This window comes from Bacillus sp. S71, from assembly GCF_016625265.1.
Taxonomy (GTDB): domain Bacteria; phylum Bacillota; class Bacilli; order Bacillales; family Bacillaceae_G; genus Bacillus_A; species Bacillus_A cereus.
In genome coordinates this window covers 129,243-143,256 of the sequence record NZ_JACVUW010000012.1, presented here as the reverse complement: position 1 = coordinate 143,256, position 14,014 = coordinate 129,243, and the positions used below count along the sequence as shown (strand labels likewise).

Below are 14,014 nucleotides of genomic sequence, written 5' to 3'. Positions count from 1 at the left end.
GTTCCTTCATCAGGCTTCCCTGTTCCTTCATCAGGCTTCCCTGTTCCTTCATCAGGCTTCCCTGTTCCTTCACCTGGTTTTTCCGGATCTTTATCTGTATCTTTTTTATTTGTAATTTGAAGCTTTACAACTTCAATTTTTTCATTAGAAATCGTAAATTTCATTTCCTTATCGGATAAAGTATATCCTTCTGGCGCTTCGATTTCTTTTAAAGTGTAATCTCCTGGTTCTAACTTCTTAGAAGTCGCGTTACCGCTCTTATTTGTTGTTAATGTGTCGATTTTTATTCCGTCTTTCCAAATTTCAAACACTGCGCCTGCTAATGTTTTATTTGTATTATTGGCATCTACCTTTGTAATTTCTAATTGACCTGTAATTTCTTCTTTCACTTTTTCATTCATAACTTCTTGTTTTACTACTTCATTTGCTACAACATTTACTTCTACTGTTACTTCTAACGCCTTATAACCTTCCGGCGCTTTCGTTTCTTCTAACGTATACTTTCCTGGCACTAAGCTTTCGAATTTCACAACGCCGTCTTTATTCGTTGTTTTCGCTTCTCCAACTACTTGACCAGCTTCGTTTTTCAATCTGAATTCCGCACCTGCTAGAACTTTTCCACTCTCTGCATCCTTTTTGATTACTTGTAAGCTTCCTAGTTCTTTTGCGTTTTCTATTTGTACTCCTACTACTTTGTCTGCTTCCACAACGACTTCAATTTCTTCTTTTAACAACTTATATCCTTGTGGTGCTTTCGTTTCTTTTAATTTGTATGTTCCTGGCTCTAATTTCTGAGAAATTACTTTACCAGTTTTATCTGTTCGTAACGTATCTACTTTTTTACCATCCTTATACACTTCGAATTCTGCATCTGATAATACTTTCGTTTTATCTTCTGCATCTACTTTTACGATTTCGAATTGCCCAAGGCTCTTACCATTCGTTACTTTTACATCAATAACTTTTTCACCGTCAACTGTTACATGAATTATTTGTTTTGTTAACTCATAACCTTCTGGTGCTTTTGTTTCTTCTAACGTATATTCACCTGGCACAAGTCCGTCTACTTTAACCGTTCCAGACTTATCTGTTGTAATTCCTTCTTTTACAACATTTCCTCTCGCATCTTTCAATGTAAATTCTGCGCCTGCTAAGCGTTTCGTTTGATCTTTATCATCCATTTTAATAATTTGTAGAGAACCTAAGATTATTTCGTTTTCTGCCTCTACTTTTACTACTTCTTTCTCGTTTTGAATTGTTACTTTCCATTCTTTATTTGAAAGCTTGTAGCCCGCTGGTGCTTTCGTTTCTTTCACTGTGTATTCACCTAACGGTAATTTTGGTGACATGACTTTTCCACTCTCATCTGTTTTCAGTTCCGCTACCTTCTTACCACCTTTATACACTTCGAATTCTGCACCTGATAACAATTTCGTTTTATCATTCGCATCCACTTTCACGATTTCAAATTGACCCGTTACTTTTTCATTCGTAACTTCTTGTTTTACTACTTCGTTCGCTACAACGTTTACTTCTACTGTCACTTCTAGCGCCTTATAACCTTCCGGCGCTTTCGTTTCTTCTAACGTATACTTTCCTGGCACTAAGCTCTCGAATTTCACAACGCCGTCTTTATTCGTTGTTTTCGCTTCTCCAACTACTTGACCAGCTTCGTTCTTTAATTTAAATTCTGCACCTGCTAGAACTTTTCCACTCTCCGCATCCTTTTTGATTACTTGTAAGCTTCCTAGTTCTTTTGCATTTTCTACTTGTACTTCTACTACTTTGTCCGCTTCCACAACGACTTCAATTTCTTCTTTTAACAACTTATATCCTTGTGGTGCTTTCGTTTCTTTTAATGTGTATGTTCCTGGTTCTAATTTCTGAGAAATTACTTTACCAGTTTTATCTGTTCGTAACGTATCTACTTTCTTGCTGTCTTTATACACTTCGAATTCTGCATCTGATAATACTTTCGTTTTATCTTCCGCATCTACTTTCACGATTTCGAATTGACCCGTTACTTTTTCATTCGTAACTTCTTGTTTTACTACTTCGTTCGCTACAACGTTCACTTCTACTGTCACTTCTAACGCTTTATAACCTTCTGGCGCTTTTGTTTCCTCTAACGTATACTTTCCTGGCACTAAGCTTTCGAATTTCACAACGCCGTCTTTATTCGTTGTTTTCGCTTCTCCAACTACTTGACCAGCTTCATTTTTTAGTTTAAATTCTGCACCTGCTAGAACTTTTCCACTCTCTGCATCCTTTTTGGTTACTTGTAAGCTTCCTAGTTCTTTTGCGTTTTCTATTTGTACTTCTACTACTTTGTTTGCTTCCACAACGACTTCAATTTCTTCTTTTAGCAATTTATATCCTTGTGGTGCTTTCGTTTCTTTTAATGTGTACTTTCCTGGTTCTAATTTCTGAGAAACTACTTTACCAGTTTTATCTGTTCGTAACGTATCTACTTTTTTACCATCTTTATACACTTCGAATTCTGCATCTGATAATACTTTCGTTTTATCTTCCGCATCTACTTTCACAATTTCAAATTGACCTGTTACTTTTTCGGGGATCTTTTTATTCACCACATCTACAGTCACTACTTTATTAGCCTCTATATCAACAGAAACTGAACTAGATGATAATTCATATCCTTTCGGTGCTTCTACTTCTTTTAATGTATAGCTTCCAACTGGAAGTTGTTTCGATAAGGCTTCACCTTTATCATCTGTAACAATTGTTTCCACAACTTTCCCATCTTTATCGATAACATCAAATTTTGCACCTGGTAGAAGTTGACCAGATTCACTATCTTTTTTCAATAATTTAAATTGGCCATTCTCTACTTTTTTCGTATTCTTCATAACAAGTTCAATTACGTTTGTATTATCAATTGTTACTTTGACTGGTGTATCAACTTTTATATATCCTTCTGGTGCACTTATTTCTTTTACAAAATAGTCACCAAGTGGTAAATCTTTAACTTCCGCAATACCCTTTTCGTTTGTTGTAACAGTAGCCACAACGTTATTATCTTTGTCTATAACATCAAATTTTGCGTCTTTTAAAACAATGTTTTTATCATTTTCATCAACTTTTTTAATTTGTAAATTTCCTTTTTCGGCTGCTGGTTTATTCCACTTTGGCCAGTTAAATTTAAAGTTATGAACTTCAAAACCATCTCTTTGGTGTAATCCTCCAACATAGGCTTGTCCATTAATAGAACCACCTTTTGTTTCTACAACTGCATTAGGTGCAAACACACTACCTACTACACCATAACCTTTAGTTGTTATCTTTGTAGCATTAGGAAATACCCAAATTACTTTACTAGCTAACTCAGTAAAAGATGAATTAGGGTCGTATGCTTGAGATGTATTAATTAAATCCGTCGCCATCCCAGTATTTCTTGTATCATACAAAATTGCACCGCCACCAAAACTCACTTCTTCTGCATCTGAATAAATAACAATAAAGTCTTTATTCTCTACATTCGGAAGAAAAACGTCTTTTACATCGAATGCTTTCTTTCCCGTCTGGCCTGAAGAGACGTAAATATTAGGGTTGTTTACATCTTCACCGATTCCAAAGCTCATATTAGGTTTTGGCTTATCAGTGTGTAGTTTACTTGCATCCCCAATTACACCATCAACGTCTTTTCTAAATTCTTTAAACTTAGCATCAATCTCCGCTTGCTCTTTATAAGAGATACGGTCATATGACGTTTTCATTGCGCCATCTGGATCACCGTCTTTTGTCATCGCCACTGTTCCATCTTGAATAATTACTTGTCCTGCTCCCGCTTTCGTAAATTGACCGCCTAGTAATAATGATGGATATCCTTCATCTACCCAAGTTGCTCCAGCTAAGTTATTTGCTCCAGTTGCAGCCGCTACGACTGTATAACTTGATGCGTTCATATTTTTCTGAACAGCCATCGCACCTTCAATATCCGCACTCGTTGCACTATGATCTCCAAAAATGATGGCGTTGTAATAAGATACATCACCTAAACCTTTTAACTCTGTTGTAGCTGCCTCTGCTTTAAATGGTAAATGGATTAAAAAATTCATACATATTAGTAATACAACTATTAAACTACTACTTAACTTTTTAATTTTTTGATTAAATGATTTCCTCAAGAAATTCATTCCCCCTTTTAAACTTCCTAAAATCACAAAAAGAAGCACATTTCATATGTACCAGGTCTTACTCACATTAACTTAAAATAATCCATTTAAATACAACAAAGGAACGCTACAACTACTTAATAAAATTACTACCATTCATTTTTGAAATAATACGTGAACTAAACTGTCATGCGGAAATACTTTTACGTATGGGAGCCCAATAAAATTAATCTGAAGAATATTTCATGTGGTGTAACTATTTTGACAACATCATTCACTTTACATTAGTTTTCTAAAGGATTCAAGTGAATTGTATACATTTCATACACAATTCACATTTTAAAACGTTTTCATTCCTTTTAATAATCTCAACAAAAAAAACGTAGCCAAAAAGCTACGTTTTTCTTTCATCGTTTCGGTGTATTTTTATGATTCTTCAAAAACGGAAGCGGGAATTGCTTACGGAAATGCTCTTTAATCATGTACTCTACACCGTTCTCACTATTTGAACGTGTAATCCAATCTGCTGCTTGCTTTAATTCTACAGGCGCGTTTCCCATCGCTACACCAAGTCCCACGTTTTCAATAACCTCTAAATCTTCCATACTATCTCCAATCGCAACCATCTCATTTAGCGAAATATTTAAATGCTCTCCAAGCAATTGTAATCCGCGTAACTTTGATACATTTTGCGGCAAGATTTCTATTCGTTTTGAATCACATTCGACATACTCTACATCTTGGAATGCTTTTCTTAATGTGTTCAGCCCTCTTTCTTTTTCACCCTTAGTTTGGAAAAGAACATCAATTTTTGGCGCCGCTACCGGATGGTCACGAAGCGCGTCACCTAACGAATCTACAAATTGAACTGGATAAAATAACGGATCTGCGCTTGATAATACAGTGCGCGCAATTAAGTTTGGTGTATTTCTCTCACGATTTCCTATCGAAAACCGTTCATGAGAAATACGTACGTTACAATCAAAGTGCTCTAACACTTGCACAATGTTAAAAGTCTTCTCTTCAGATAATCTTCTTTGAACGTACGGCTTATCTAACGTTGCTGAAACGAAAGCACCACCATGTGTCACTAATATAGAATCTAATTTTAACGCCTTTGCTACTTTATGAGCGGATTGAAAATTACGGCTCGTAAATAACGTAACGTATACATCTTTTCTTTTCACAAATTCAATTGTTTCTCTTAATCCTTTTGCAATTTTTCCATTGTTGTATAGTAGTGTCCCATCTATATTAAGAGCTAGTAAGCGATAAATCATGTCGCACTCCCCCTCTTCGCTGTTGTACTCTATCCATAATTTATGAAATACACCCGATAAATAGAACGAGTTAGAATTACTACTGAAAATTTGGTTTACTATATACATATACACTTAGTAAAGGAGATAGTACAATGCAGGCACCTCCTTCCTTTTATGAAGGCGATACGTTAGAAGTAGCAAAAAAATTACTCGGGCAAAAACTCGTTCATATTGTAGACGGAATAAAGCGAAGCGGAATCATTGTAGAAGTAGAAGCATATAAAGGCCCAGATGATAAGGCCGCACATAGTTACGGCGGCAGACGGACAGACCGCACAGAAGTCATGTTTGGCGCACCAGGGCATGCTTACGTATATTTAATTTACGGTATGTATCATTGTTTTAACGTTATTACAGCACCAGTTGGCACCCCGCAAGGTGTTCTCATTCGAGCCCTTGAGCCGGTAAATGGAATAGAAGAAATAAAACTAGCACGCTACAACAAAACAGACATTACAAAAGCGCAGTACAAAAATTTAACAAACGGTCCTGGCAAACTATGCCGTGCCCTCGGAATTACTTTAGAAGAACGAGGCTTATCATTACAAAGTGACACATTACATATTGAACTCGTCCCAAAAGATGAACACATATCATCACAATATAAAATAGCAGCAGGACCTCGTATTAATATCGACTATGCAGAAGAAGCTGTACATTATCCGTGGCGTTTTTATTATGAGGGACATCCGTTTGTTTCAAAGAAATAAGCAATATCAACAATTTTTCAAATATATCTATCATAACTTACAATATATCAACGGTTCGACAAGAAATATCGATTTATCGACAAATAATAACATTACGAATAAAAGAAGACTGTTCCAAAATGGAACAGTCTTTCCCTTTTACTCTGCACCTTCCGCAGTTGCAATATTATCCTCTAAGTTTTCTCTTGATAATTCAGCCGCCATAAAATCAGCTGTTTCTGGAAGTGCTAAATGCATATGAGCTTTTTGACAAATTTGAATCGTACAGTTTTCTATAACATAGTCGAAAACATGTCCACCCCCGCTTCTTTCATCATCAATGTAATGTAAGTGGAATCCAGCTACTCCAATACCTTGCGCATAATCTGGTGTCCAAAATCCAGCAAGCGTACCTTCTGTATTTTCAAATGAAAAGATTGGTTGTGATTTCGTCACTTCAACGAGCGGTGTATACGGTTTTTCTTGTCTTGGAACAGTTCTCGTCCTTACTTCACGGAACGTACCGTCCATTCGAATACCGTAAAACAAGTTTTTACTTGGCATTAATTCATGTAATAACGCTTCAACTTCTTCACGATTCATCGGACGCTCTACCGTATAACTCATTTCTTTTTCAAAAAACGTTACAGTCGCAAATGGCGTTGTTTCTTCTGGCTCTACTTTTTCTGCTGAACCGTCTGAACGTAAATGATAAAATTCATTATCAAATGCAATCATTTCACCATCTAATTGATCAAATGTGCCGATGCCAAAATCACCATGTTTTTTCAAATCTTCAAAGCTAATCACACCATCATATATACCATCTAATAGCGCAAGCATTGTAGATGTTTGATATACTTCATTACTCGTTTTCGTTTTTTTTGCATCAATATCAATTAATTGCGCAACAGTCATCTCAAATCTGCCTCCATTAGTTTAATTGGTTTGGTAATAATTTTTCGCTTAATTTAATATTGTCACGATAGTCGATTGGAATATCAATAATGACAGGACCATCTGCTGCTAATGCTTCTTTTAATACCCCTTCTAATTCATCAGGCATGTTAACACGCAGACCTAACGCCCCGAAACTTTCCGCATATTTCACAAGATCCACATCGCCAAACTCTGTAGCTGATGTTCTGCCGTATTTCATCATTTGTTGGAATGCAACCATATCATATGTGCCGTCTCTCCAAACAAGATGGACGATTGGAGAATTTAAACGTACCGCCGTTTCTAACTCCATCGCTGAGAATAAGAAACCACCGTCACCTGATACGGAAACTACTTTTTTACCTGGTTCTACTAAAGTAGCTGCGATTGCCCAAGGAAGTGCAACACCTAACGTTTGCATACCGTTACTAAATAATAATCTACGTGGTTCATAAGAACGGAAACATCTCGCCATCCAAATAGAATGGGAACCGATGTCACATGTAACGGTTGTATCGTCACTAATTAAAGAACGAAGTGTACGAATCACTTGAAGTGGATGCGTAACACCTTCTGAAGGACGATTTGGAACTTCTGCTTGTTCTGATAATTTTGCGCGTAATCGTTCTAATACCGCTTCTGATTTCGTACTTAATACAAGTTTCGGTAATTTCTCCGCGATGCTATTTACCGTTAAGGCAATATCACCAATTAATTCACGCTCTGGTTGGTAATCATGGTCGATATCTGCTTGATGGTCGTCAAGATGAATAATCGTTCTGTCGCCAAGTTTATTCCAGAACTTTGGATCATACTCGATTGGATCATAACCGATAGAAATCACAAGGTCTGCTTCTTCTAGTAAAATATCACCTGGTTGGTTACGGAATAATCCAACGCGGCCGAAGAAATGATCTTCTAACTCACGTGAAATCGCACCAGCTGCTTGATATGTTTCAACGACAGGAAGTTCTGTATCCGCAATTAATTTACGAACAGCTTTCGTCACTTCATTTGTGCTCGCTCTCATACCGAGTAAAATAACTGGTAATTTCGCTGATTTTATTTTTTCTACTACATATGTAATATCATTTGTGGGAGCGATTCCAAGCTGTGGCTTAGAAAGCGCACCGATAGACTCTACAGTTGTTTCCGCAGTCATAACGTCTTGCGGAAGACTTACTAAAGTAGCTCCCGGATTTGTGGAAGTCGCACTTCGAAATGCATTACTAAGTGCTTCTGGCACATTATCAGGATGCTCTACTTCTACGCTATATTTTGTGATTGGTTCGAATAGTGCAGCATTATCCATAGATTGATGCGTACGTTTTAATCGATCCGTACGCGGTACTGCACCAGCTAAAGCAACAACGGGATCACTCTCCGCATTCGCAGTAACAAGACCTGTCGCTAAATTTGATGTCCCTGGTCCTGAAGTTACAAGACATACGCCCGGTTTCCCTGTTAATCTACCAATAGCAGCTGCCATAAATGCTGCATTTTGTTCATGACGACAAACGATTAACTCTGGTCCTCTTTCTTGCAATACATCAAATACAGAGTCAATCTTTGCTCCTGGAATACCGAAAACATGTGTAACACCTTGTTTAATTAAACAATCAACAACAAGATCTGCTCCCTTTGTTTTTGTCTTCACGTCGTTTGCTTTTACACCTGTACTCAAAACTAATCACCCTTTATTTCATAATGTGTGTAATAAAGATTTTAATTTCACCTAGTTAATTAAGCTGGTGAAGTATATTTATCATTATATTACAAATGCATTATTTTTCCAACAATATGAATTTGACATTATTTTGACAACATTCAAAGAATGCGCTTACAACCTTTTGTTTATCTTAAAATAACATTTTTATATCTCTTCTAAAAATGTACAAAAATACTTCCACCTATTCACATTATTAACAAATTTATAGTACCTTGCAAAGAATAATAGCAAGTGATATATTTGTAAATAATGGAATACCCATTATTTGGAATGTTATTCACGATTAGTATATCTCCTTTCAAAAAGTAGATATAGATTGTGTATGCTGTTTAGAAAAAAGATAGGATTTTCAGCCATAATTCATCATTTTATAAAGGAAAGTGATCGTTATGAACAAGAGTGAATTTTTAGAACAACTTAGTTCTTCCCTACGGAATATGCCTAATTCAGAAAAGGAGGATATTATCTCGGAGTACGAAACTCATTTTATTAGTGGTAAACAAGATGGAATATCTGAAGAGGAAATTTCTAAAAAGCTAGGAAACCCTAAAACCATTGCTAAAGAACTTACTGTTTCCTATGCAATAAGCAATGCTGACAGTAAACGAAGCTTCAAAAATATGATAATTGCACTTTTTTCTGTTATGAGCTTAAGTGTTTTAAACTTTGCCTTTATCTTTATCGCCTTTTTCGTACTACTCTTTTTATTACCGATTCTTCTAGCACTTATCATTGCCACGCCAGTATTAATTATTTCGCCTATTTTATTAATAGGATTAGGATTCTTTAAAGGGTTTCATCAAATTAGTTATTCCGATGTTTATAATGTGTTCATCGCTTTTTGCGTCGGTTTACTCATATCCGTCATATCTTATCAAATGGTAAAACATCTATATGCACTTTTAGTAAAGTATTTGAAATGGAATATTGCTATTTTACAAAGACACTAATGAATGTAAAAGGAGATTAAAATGAAGAAATATACTTTATATTCACTCATGCTACTTACTCTTTTATTTCTATCAGCTTGTTCAAACAGTGCACAACCTAAGGAAGAAAACGATGTACAATCTATTAAAGATGTTGCTATTAAAGTTCCAGAAAATATATTTAGTTCCTCAAAGAAAAACGAAACTATTAATGAAGACGAAATGAAACAAAATATAAAAAATTATATAGATTATAGTTGGGAGTTATCTGAAAATATCATCCCTCTCGCTTCAACAAATTCTGATAAGAATTTCACGGAATCTGACCAAGAAAAATTACAAAAACTAATTGATTTAGCGAAACAAAACGATGCGAACTTCCATCATTTTATTAGTAACAATACGATTCCTGATGATTACAAACAGCCTTCAAAGGAAATTCATAATTATATTTCAGCATCTACAGCACTTTCAGTAGAATTAGATCAGGAAATAGAAAAATTCGCTCAAGATGGTAACTTATTCAATACTGATTTCTCTTTTACAAAGCGCTTTGAGAAAGTTAATGGTAGGAAGCAAAAAGAAATTGAAAAGTTTTTGAAGGAGAAAAACATTAAAACGGAGTATTTCAAAAAATAACAAACAAAAAAGACGTGTGTAGAGATAATAAACTTGTTTACTTCTTATAGGGCTAACGAAGTAGTTTAATGGAAGAAGAATTTATAGTGAGTGTTATAATAATCAATAACTTAAGCAAAGGGGGCAGCATTTTTGCACAAACTCAATGCATTAATACCAGAGCTATCAGTTTCAGATATGGAGGAAAGTTTAAATTTCTATTCGGAAATTCTCCTGTTTAAAATTCAATACCAAAGACCAGAGGATAAGTTTGCTTTACTGTCTTTAAATGACTGCCAGATTATGATTGAAGAAGTAAATGGTCATTGGAGTACTGGGGAGTTATCTTATCCCTACGGAAGAGGAATCAATTTTCAAATTATCATAAATGATATTGATTCACTATATGCTAGTTTGAAAAAGAACGAGTATCCAATTAAATTTGATATTCAAGAGAATTGGTATAGAGCTGATACTAAATTAAAGGGACAAAAAGAATTTTTAATTATGGATCCTGATGGTTATCTATTAAGATTTGTTCAAAATTTAGGTGAAAAAGATGTTGAGGCAGATTAAGCTATGTAAAACAGGATAAAAATTTAGTAAATGGAGCAAGCTACTTTTTTTCAATAAGCGGCATTAGTTGAAGAAAAATTAACCAACTTTATTATTTTTATAAATTAAAGGCTACAACAATTAAATTTAGTTTTAAATAAATTTAAAACCACCTACAAGTTAATTTTAATAGGTGGCTATTACATTTCTTATACTAAAATTAAACACCTTTATTGTCACTGAAAAAGACGCCCCTATACTAGGAGCGTCTTCTCTCATTACGCTTGTTGTTGCGCGCTATATAATTCTTCAAGTGGCTTCATGATAATTTTGTTAACGTCACCGATTACAACGTTTAGGCGTTGCTCAGTTTCCATTAATTTTGTAATTTTAGCATCTTGTTGAATGCGAGCTACAACTTCTTGTGCTTGTTGGTTGTCTTCTTCAGTGATTTCTTGGCCTTGCATCATTTTTTGTTGTAGGCTAAGTTGCATTGTACGGAACTCATCGAATAAGTTCTTTGAAGCTGTGTCAGCTTGAACTGCTGCGTAGCTCTCTTTTAAAGTTTTGAAGTCTTCGTTTTCAGCGATTGCTTTTTGTAATTCATATGCAACATCATGAATGTTCTTTGTCATTTTATTTTTCCTCCTTTAGAAGGCTAGCGCTTTTCATACGCACTGCCTTTTCAGTGCATTTACATACGCACCTCTTCTTACCATATCAAACTATGCAAGAGATGTGAAGAAATTTCACTTTTATTTCTATGTACTCACCTTATTATCTAAGAAACAATAGTAACAATCCTTGTACGAGTCCGATCATTCCGCCTAATAACGCTCCTAAATACGTAATCATTTTCAATTCGTTTTTCGTAATAGACAGAACTAAGTCTTCTAATCTTTCTGTTGAGAATGTAGACACTTCTTGCTGGACAATTTCCGCAAGGTGTAGATTATTTAGTATACTCTCTACATTTTCTGTTCCCCACTTTAAGCCTTTCGCTACTGCACTTGGAACCACTTTTTCAATAATTGTTTCTCGAACTGGTTCACATACTTGCTGAACAGATTGATTTAAAAACTTACTCACTGTTTCCTCTACTTTAACTGCTGACAGCACGGAGCTTACAATCATTTCTTTCTCTACAAATGCTTCTAATTCTTTTACATCTCTTCCTTTTAACTTTTCCCACTCTTTTTGCAGTACGTCAGTTAAAAGCTGCTTTGTAGCATCTTGCCCTAAAAACTTAATAACTTCTGGCTGCACACGATCCACTACACTTACATTTCCTAAAAACATTCCGACTAAGTTAAGCAGCGTTCCGCGAGAAGCAAAGAAATCATCAATCATTTTTGAAAGACGTGCTTTCCCTTCTTCACTTTCAAAAAAGCTAATTCCTCGCTCTAAAATAAACGCCGAGACATTCGGAATCGCATTCTCTACTTTTTCATTTACAGAATGAGGTAAAGCCTGTTCCCATGTATATGTATAATACTCTGCTAAAAATGCATGAATTTTTTCTGTAATAACATGTTCGATTTTTCGAGTCGCTTCTTCTTCTACATGCGCTACATTCCATTTTTCTAACATATGTCGCAGTGATTGTTCATTCGTAATTACTTTATCCACTTCCACTTGCGCCCAGTGAATTAAACCTTTTTGAAACTCTTCATTTGTTAGCTTTTTTCCAATTCCTTCTGGTGTTAACAAATGTTCTACAACCATATTTCCTAATTGAACAGCAAGTTCATCACGACGCTTCGGAATTAACCCTGGTGTAAATGGAACTTGAAACTTTCCGATATAAATAGGACGATGAGGACGAAATAACATTTTTATCGCTAAATGATTCGTATATCCCCCAATAATTGCTCCGAGTCCTGTCGTCGTTAACATATTTAACCATATATTCATTACAATCAACCTTTCACTTCTCCAAAACTATAGCATATCATCATACGGACAAAAGTATAATGGTATAAAAACGTATTTGCAATATATAGCTTCGCCTATTATGCAAATAGTAGTAAAGGAGTGATTTCGTTGGTTCTCGGTCTTTTAGCTTCTAAACTTCATTACGAACAAACGTATTACACCGAAATCGCTAAACGCGCTCGGCTTTATCATAATGTCGTTGCCCAGTTTACGCCATTTTGTATTGATCCTAAAACAGACCTTATTTCTGGTCTTATTTACGATACAGATACAGGAAAATGGAAAGAGCAAACATTCCCTATTCCTTCTTATATATATGATCGTTATTCTTTTCACGAGGAAACAGACTTTGAAAAAGCAAAATCAATTATTCACTCTTTGCACAATCGTCCTTCCACTACCTTTTTAAATAACACACTTATCAATTTAAGTGAACTACATGATTTATTTCTCACTAATAAAAAACTGTCTCCTTATATACCAAAATTTGAAGTGGCAACGATACAAAACATTTTTAAACTGTTGTTAAAAACTAAAGATATTATTATACGCCCCACTAATACACATTCAAAGGATAACTTATATCGAATTGCTTACAAAAATAAAACGTTTCATATCGATACAGTAAATGAAAAATACCATACTTCTCTTCCATTAAAACGGACAGACGAATTTATATCTTGGTGTAAATCTAACATACGTTCATCCCGTTACATAGCGCACACTATGCTACAACCACCAAATCAATTAACATATCCACTCCACATTCGAACCATTTTGCAAAAAAACAAAGAACAAACTTGGACTGTTATCGGTCAATTTATACAAAAAAGCTCATTTCCTAATCAACTTTTACCCTCAGCAACGGCCGATGATTCATTACATTCATTTTCAAAAATTAAATACGTACTATCTAGTACGGGTGTGCAACTATTGCAAGACGCTTTACACGACATTATAAATGAAGTATTCCAAACACTAGATCAGTCTTATTCTTCGTTATTTGAACTAGAACTTTCCACAATTATGGATCAAAAAGGCGCAATTTGGCTTATGTATGTCAACACGATTCCCCCTTACGAACAATACATTCGTCAAAGTGATTCATTAGCTGAAAAGATATTTCACGGACCACTTAAATTCAGTCGCTTTACACCATAAT

At 35.2% G+C, this 14,014-nt stretch carries 11 protein-coding genes; 5 read left to right on the top strand and 6 right to left on the bottom strand.

All coding sequences use genetic code 11. The annotated features are described in order from the left end of the window. Both IBT51_RS22245 and IBT51_RS22240 read right to left on the bottom strand, forming a co-directional pair. Positions 1-4,157, bottom strand: a 4,157-nt coding sequence (locus IBT51_RS22245; protein ID WP_234465814.1) for an MSCRAMM family protein, incomplete at its 3' end; no start/stop codon positions are given. Positions 4,158-4,543: 386 nt separating this feature from the next. Then, complete coding sequence (locus IBT51_RS22240; protein WP_000640430.1) at positions 4,544-5,416, bottom strand: Cof-type HAD-IIB family hydrolase; 873 nt, start codon at positions 5,414-5,416, stop codon at positions 4,544-4,546. A 134-nt stretch (positions 5,417-5,550) separates the two neighbouring features. Here IBT51_RS22240 and IBT51_RS22235 point away from each other — a divergent pair, with 134 nt between their 5' ends. After that, positions 5,551-6,168 (top strand): DNA-3-methyladenine glycosylase, encoded by a 618-nt coding sequence (locus IBT51_RS22235; protein WP_001148798.1) that lies wholly within the window; start codon positions 5,551-5,553, stop codon positions 6,166-6,168. Positions 6,169-6,306: 138 nt separating this feature from the next. Here IBT51_RS22235 and alsD read toward each other — a convergent pair whose 3' ends face one another. Continuing rightward, positions 6,307-7,065 carry an alpha-acetolactate decarboxylase gene (gene alsD, locus IBT51_RS22230; RefSeq protein WP_000215024.1) on the bottom strand — a complete coding sequence of 253 codons (759 nt, stop codon included), beginning with the start codon at positions 7,063-7,065 and terminating at the stop codon, positions 6,307-6,309. 16 nt (positions 7,066-7,081) lie between these two features. Beyond that, positions 7,082-8,770: an acetolactate synthase AlsS gene (gene alsS / locus IBT51_RS22225; protein ID WP_088022109.1), complete on the bottom strand. Its 1,689-nt coding sequence runs from the start codon at positions 8,768-8,770 to the stop codon at positions 7,082-7,084. 434 nt (positions 8,771-9,204) lie between these two features. Between alsS and IBT51_RS22220 the strand changes: the two genes are divergently transcribed. From IBT51_RS22220 to IBT51_RS22210, 3 genes are all read left to right on the top strand, one after another. Further along, a complete protein-coding gene (locus IBT51_RS22220) occupies positions 9,205-9,765 on the top strand; it encodes an HAAS signaling domain-containing protein (RefSeq protein ID WP_023521266.1) in 561 nt (186 codons plus the stop codon). A gap of 21 nt (positions 9,766-9,786) precedes the next feature. Beyond that, a complete protein-coding gene (locus IBT51_RS22215; protein ID WP_200458768.1) occupies positions 9,787-10,383 on the top strand; it encodes an NDxxF motif lipoprotein in 597 nt (198 codons plus the stop codon). A gap of 132 nt (positions 10,384-10,515) precedes the next feature. After that, complete coding sequence (locus IBT51_RS22210; RefSeq protein ID WP_082188056.1) at positions 10,516-10,938, top strand: bleomycin resistance protein; 423 nt, start codon at positions 10,516-10,518, stop codon at positions 10,936-10,938. A gap of 257 nt (positions 10,939-11,195) precedes the next feature. Here the strand turns inward: IBT51_RS22210 and IBT51_RS22205 are convergent, their stop codons facing one another. Together IBT51_RS22205 and IBT51_RS22200 are read right to left on the bottom strand one after the other, a co-directional pair. Continuing rightward, a complete protein-coding gene (locus IBT51_RS22205) occupies positions 11,196-11,552 on the bottom strand; it encodes a YlbF/YmcA family competence regulator (protein ID WP_000164614.1) in 357 nt (118 codons plus the stop codon). Positions 11,553-11,694: 142 nt separating this feature from the next. Next, on the bottom strand, positions 11,695-12,831 hold the full coding sequence (locus IBT51_RS22200) for a DUF445 domain-containing protein (protein WP_142339035.1): 1,137 nt from the start codon (positions 12,829-12,831) through the stop codon (positions 11,695-11,697). Between the two features lie 129 nt (positions 12,832-12,960). Between IBT51_RS22200 and IBT51_RS22195 the strand changes: the two genes are divergently transcribed. Then, positions 12,961-14,013, top strand: a complete 1,053-nt coding sequence (locus tag IBT51_RS22195; protein WP_200458767.1) for a YheC/YheD family endospore coat-associated protein — start codon at positions 12,961-12,963, stop codon at positions 14,011-14,013. Position 14,014: the final 1 nt, after the last annotated feature.

Excerpts from the sequence above, each read along its gene's own strand:
- IBT51_RS22240 (WP_000640430.1), bottom strand. The coding sequence starts at position 5,416 with ATGATTTATCGCTTACTAGCTCTTAATATAGATGGGACACTACTATAC.
- IBT51_RS22235 (WP_001148798.1), top strand. The coding sequence starts at position 5,551 with ATGCAGGCACCTCCTTCCTTTTATGAAGGCGATACGTTAGAAGTAGCA.
- alsD (WP_000215024.1), bottom strand. The coding sequence starts at position 7,065 with ATGACTGTTGCGCAATTAATTGATATTGATGCAAAAAAAACGAAAACG.
- IBT51_RS22220 (WP_023521266.1), top strand. The coding sequence starts at position 9,205 with ATGAACAAGAGTGAATTTTTAGAACAACTTAGTTCTTCCCTACGGAAT.
- IBT51_RS22215 (WP_200458768.1), top strand. The coding sequence starts at position 9,787 with ATGAAGAAATATACTTTATATTCACTCATGCTACTTACTCTTTTATTT.
- IBT51_RS22205 (WP_000164614.1), bottom strand. The coding sequence starts at position 11,552 with ATGACAAAGAACATTCATGATGTTGCATATGAATTACAAAAAGCAATC.
- IBT51_RS22200 (WP_142339035.1), bottom strand. The coding sequence starts at position 12,831 with ATGAATATATGGTTAAATATGTTAACGACGACAGGACTCGGAGCAATT.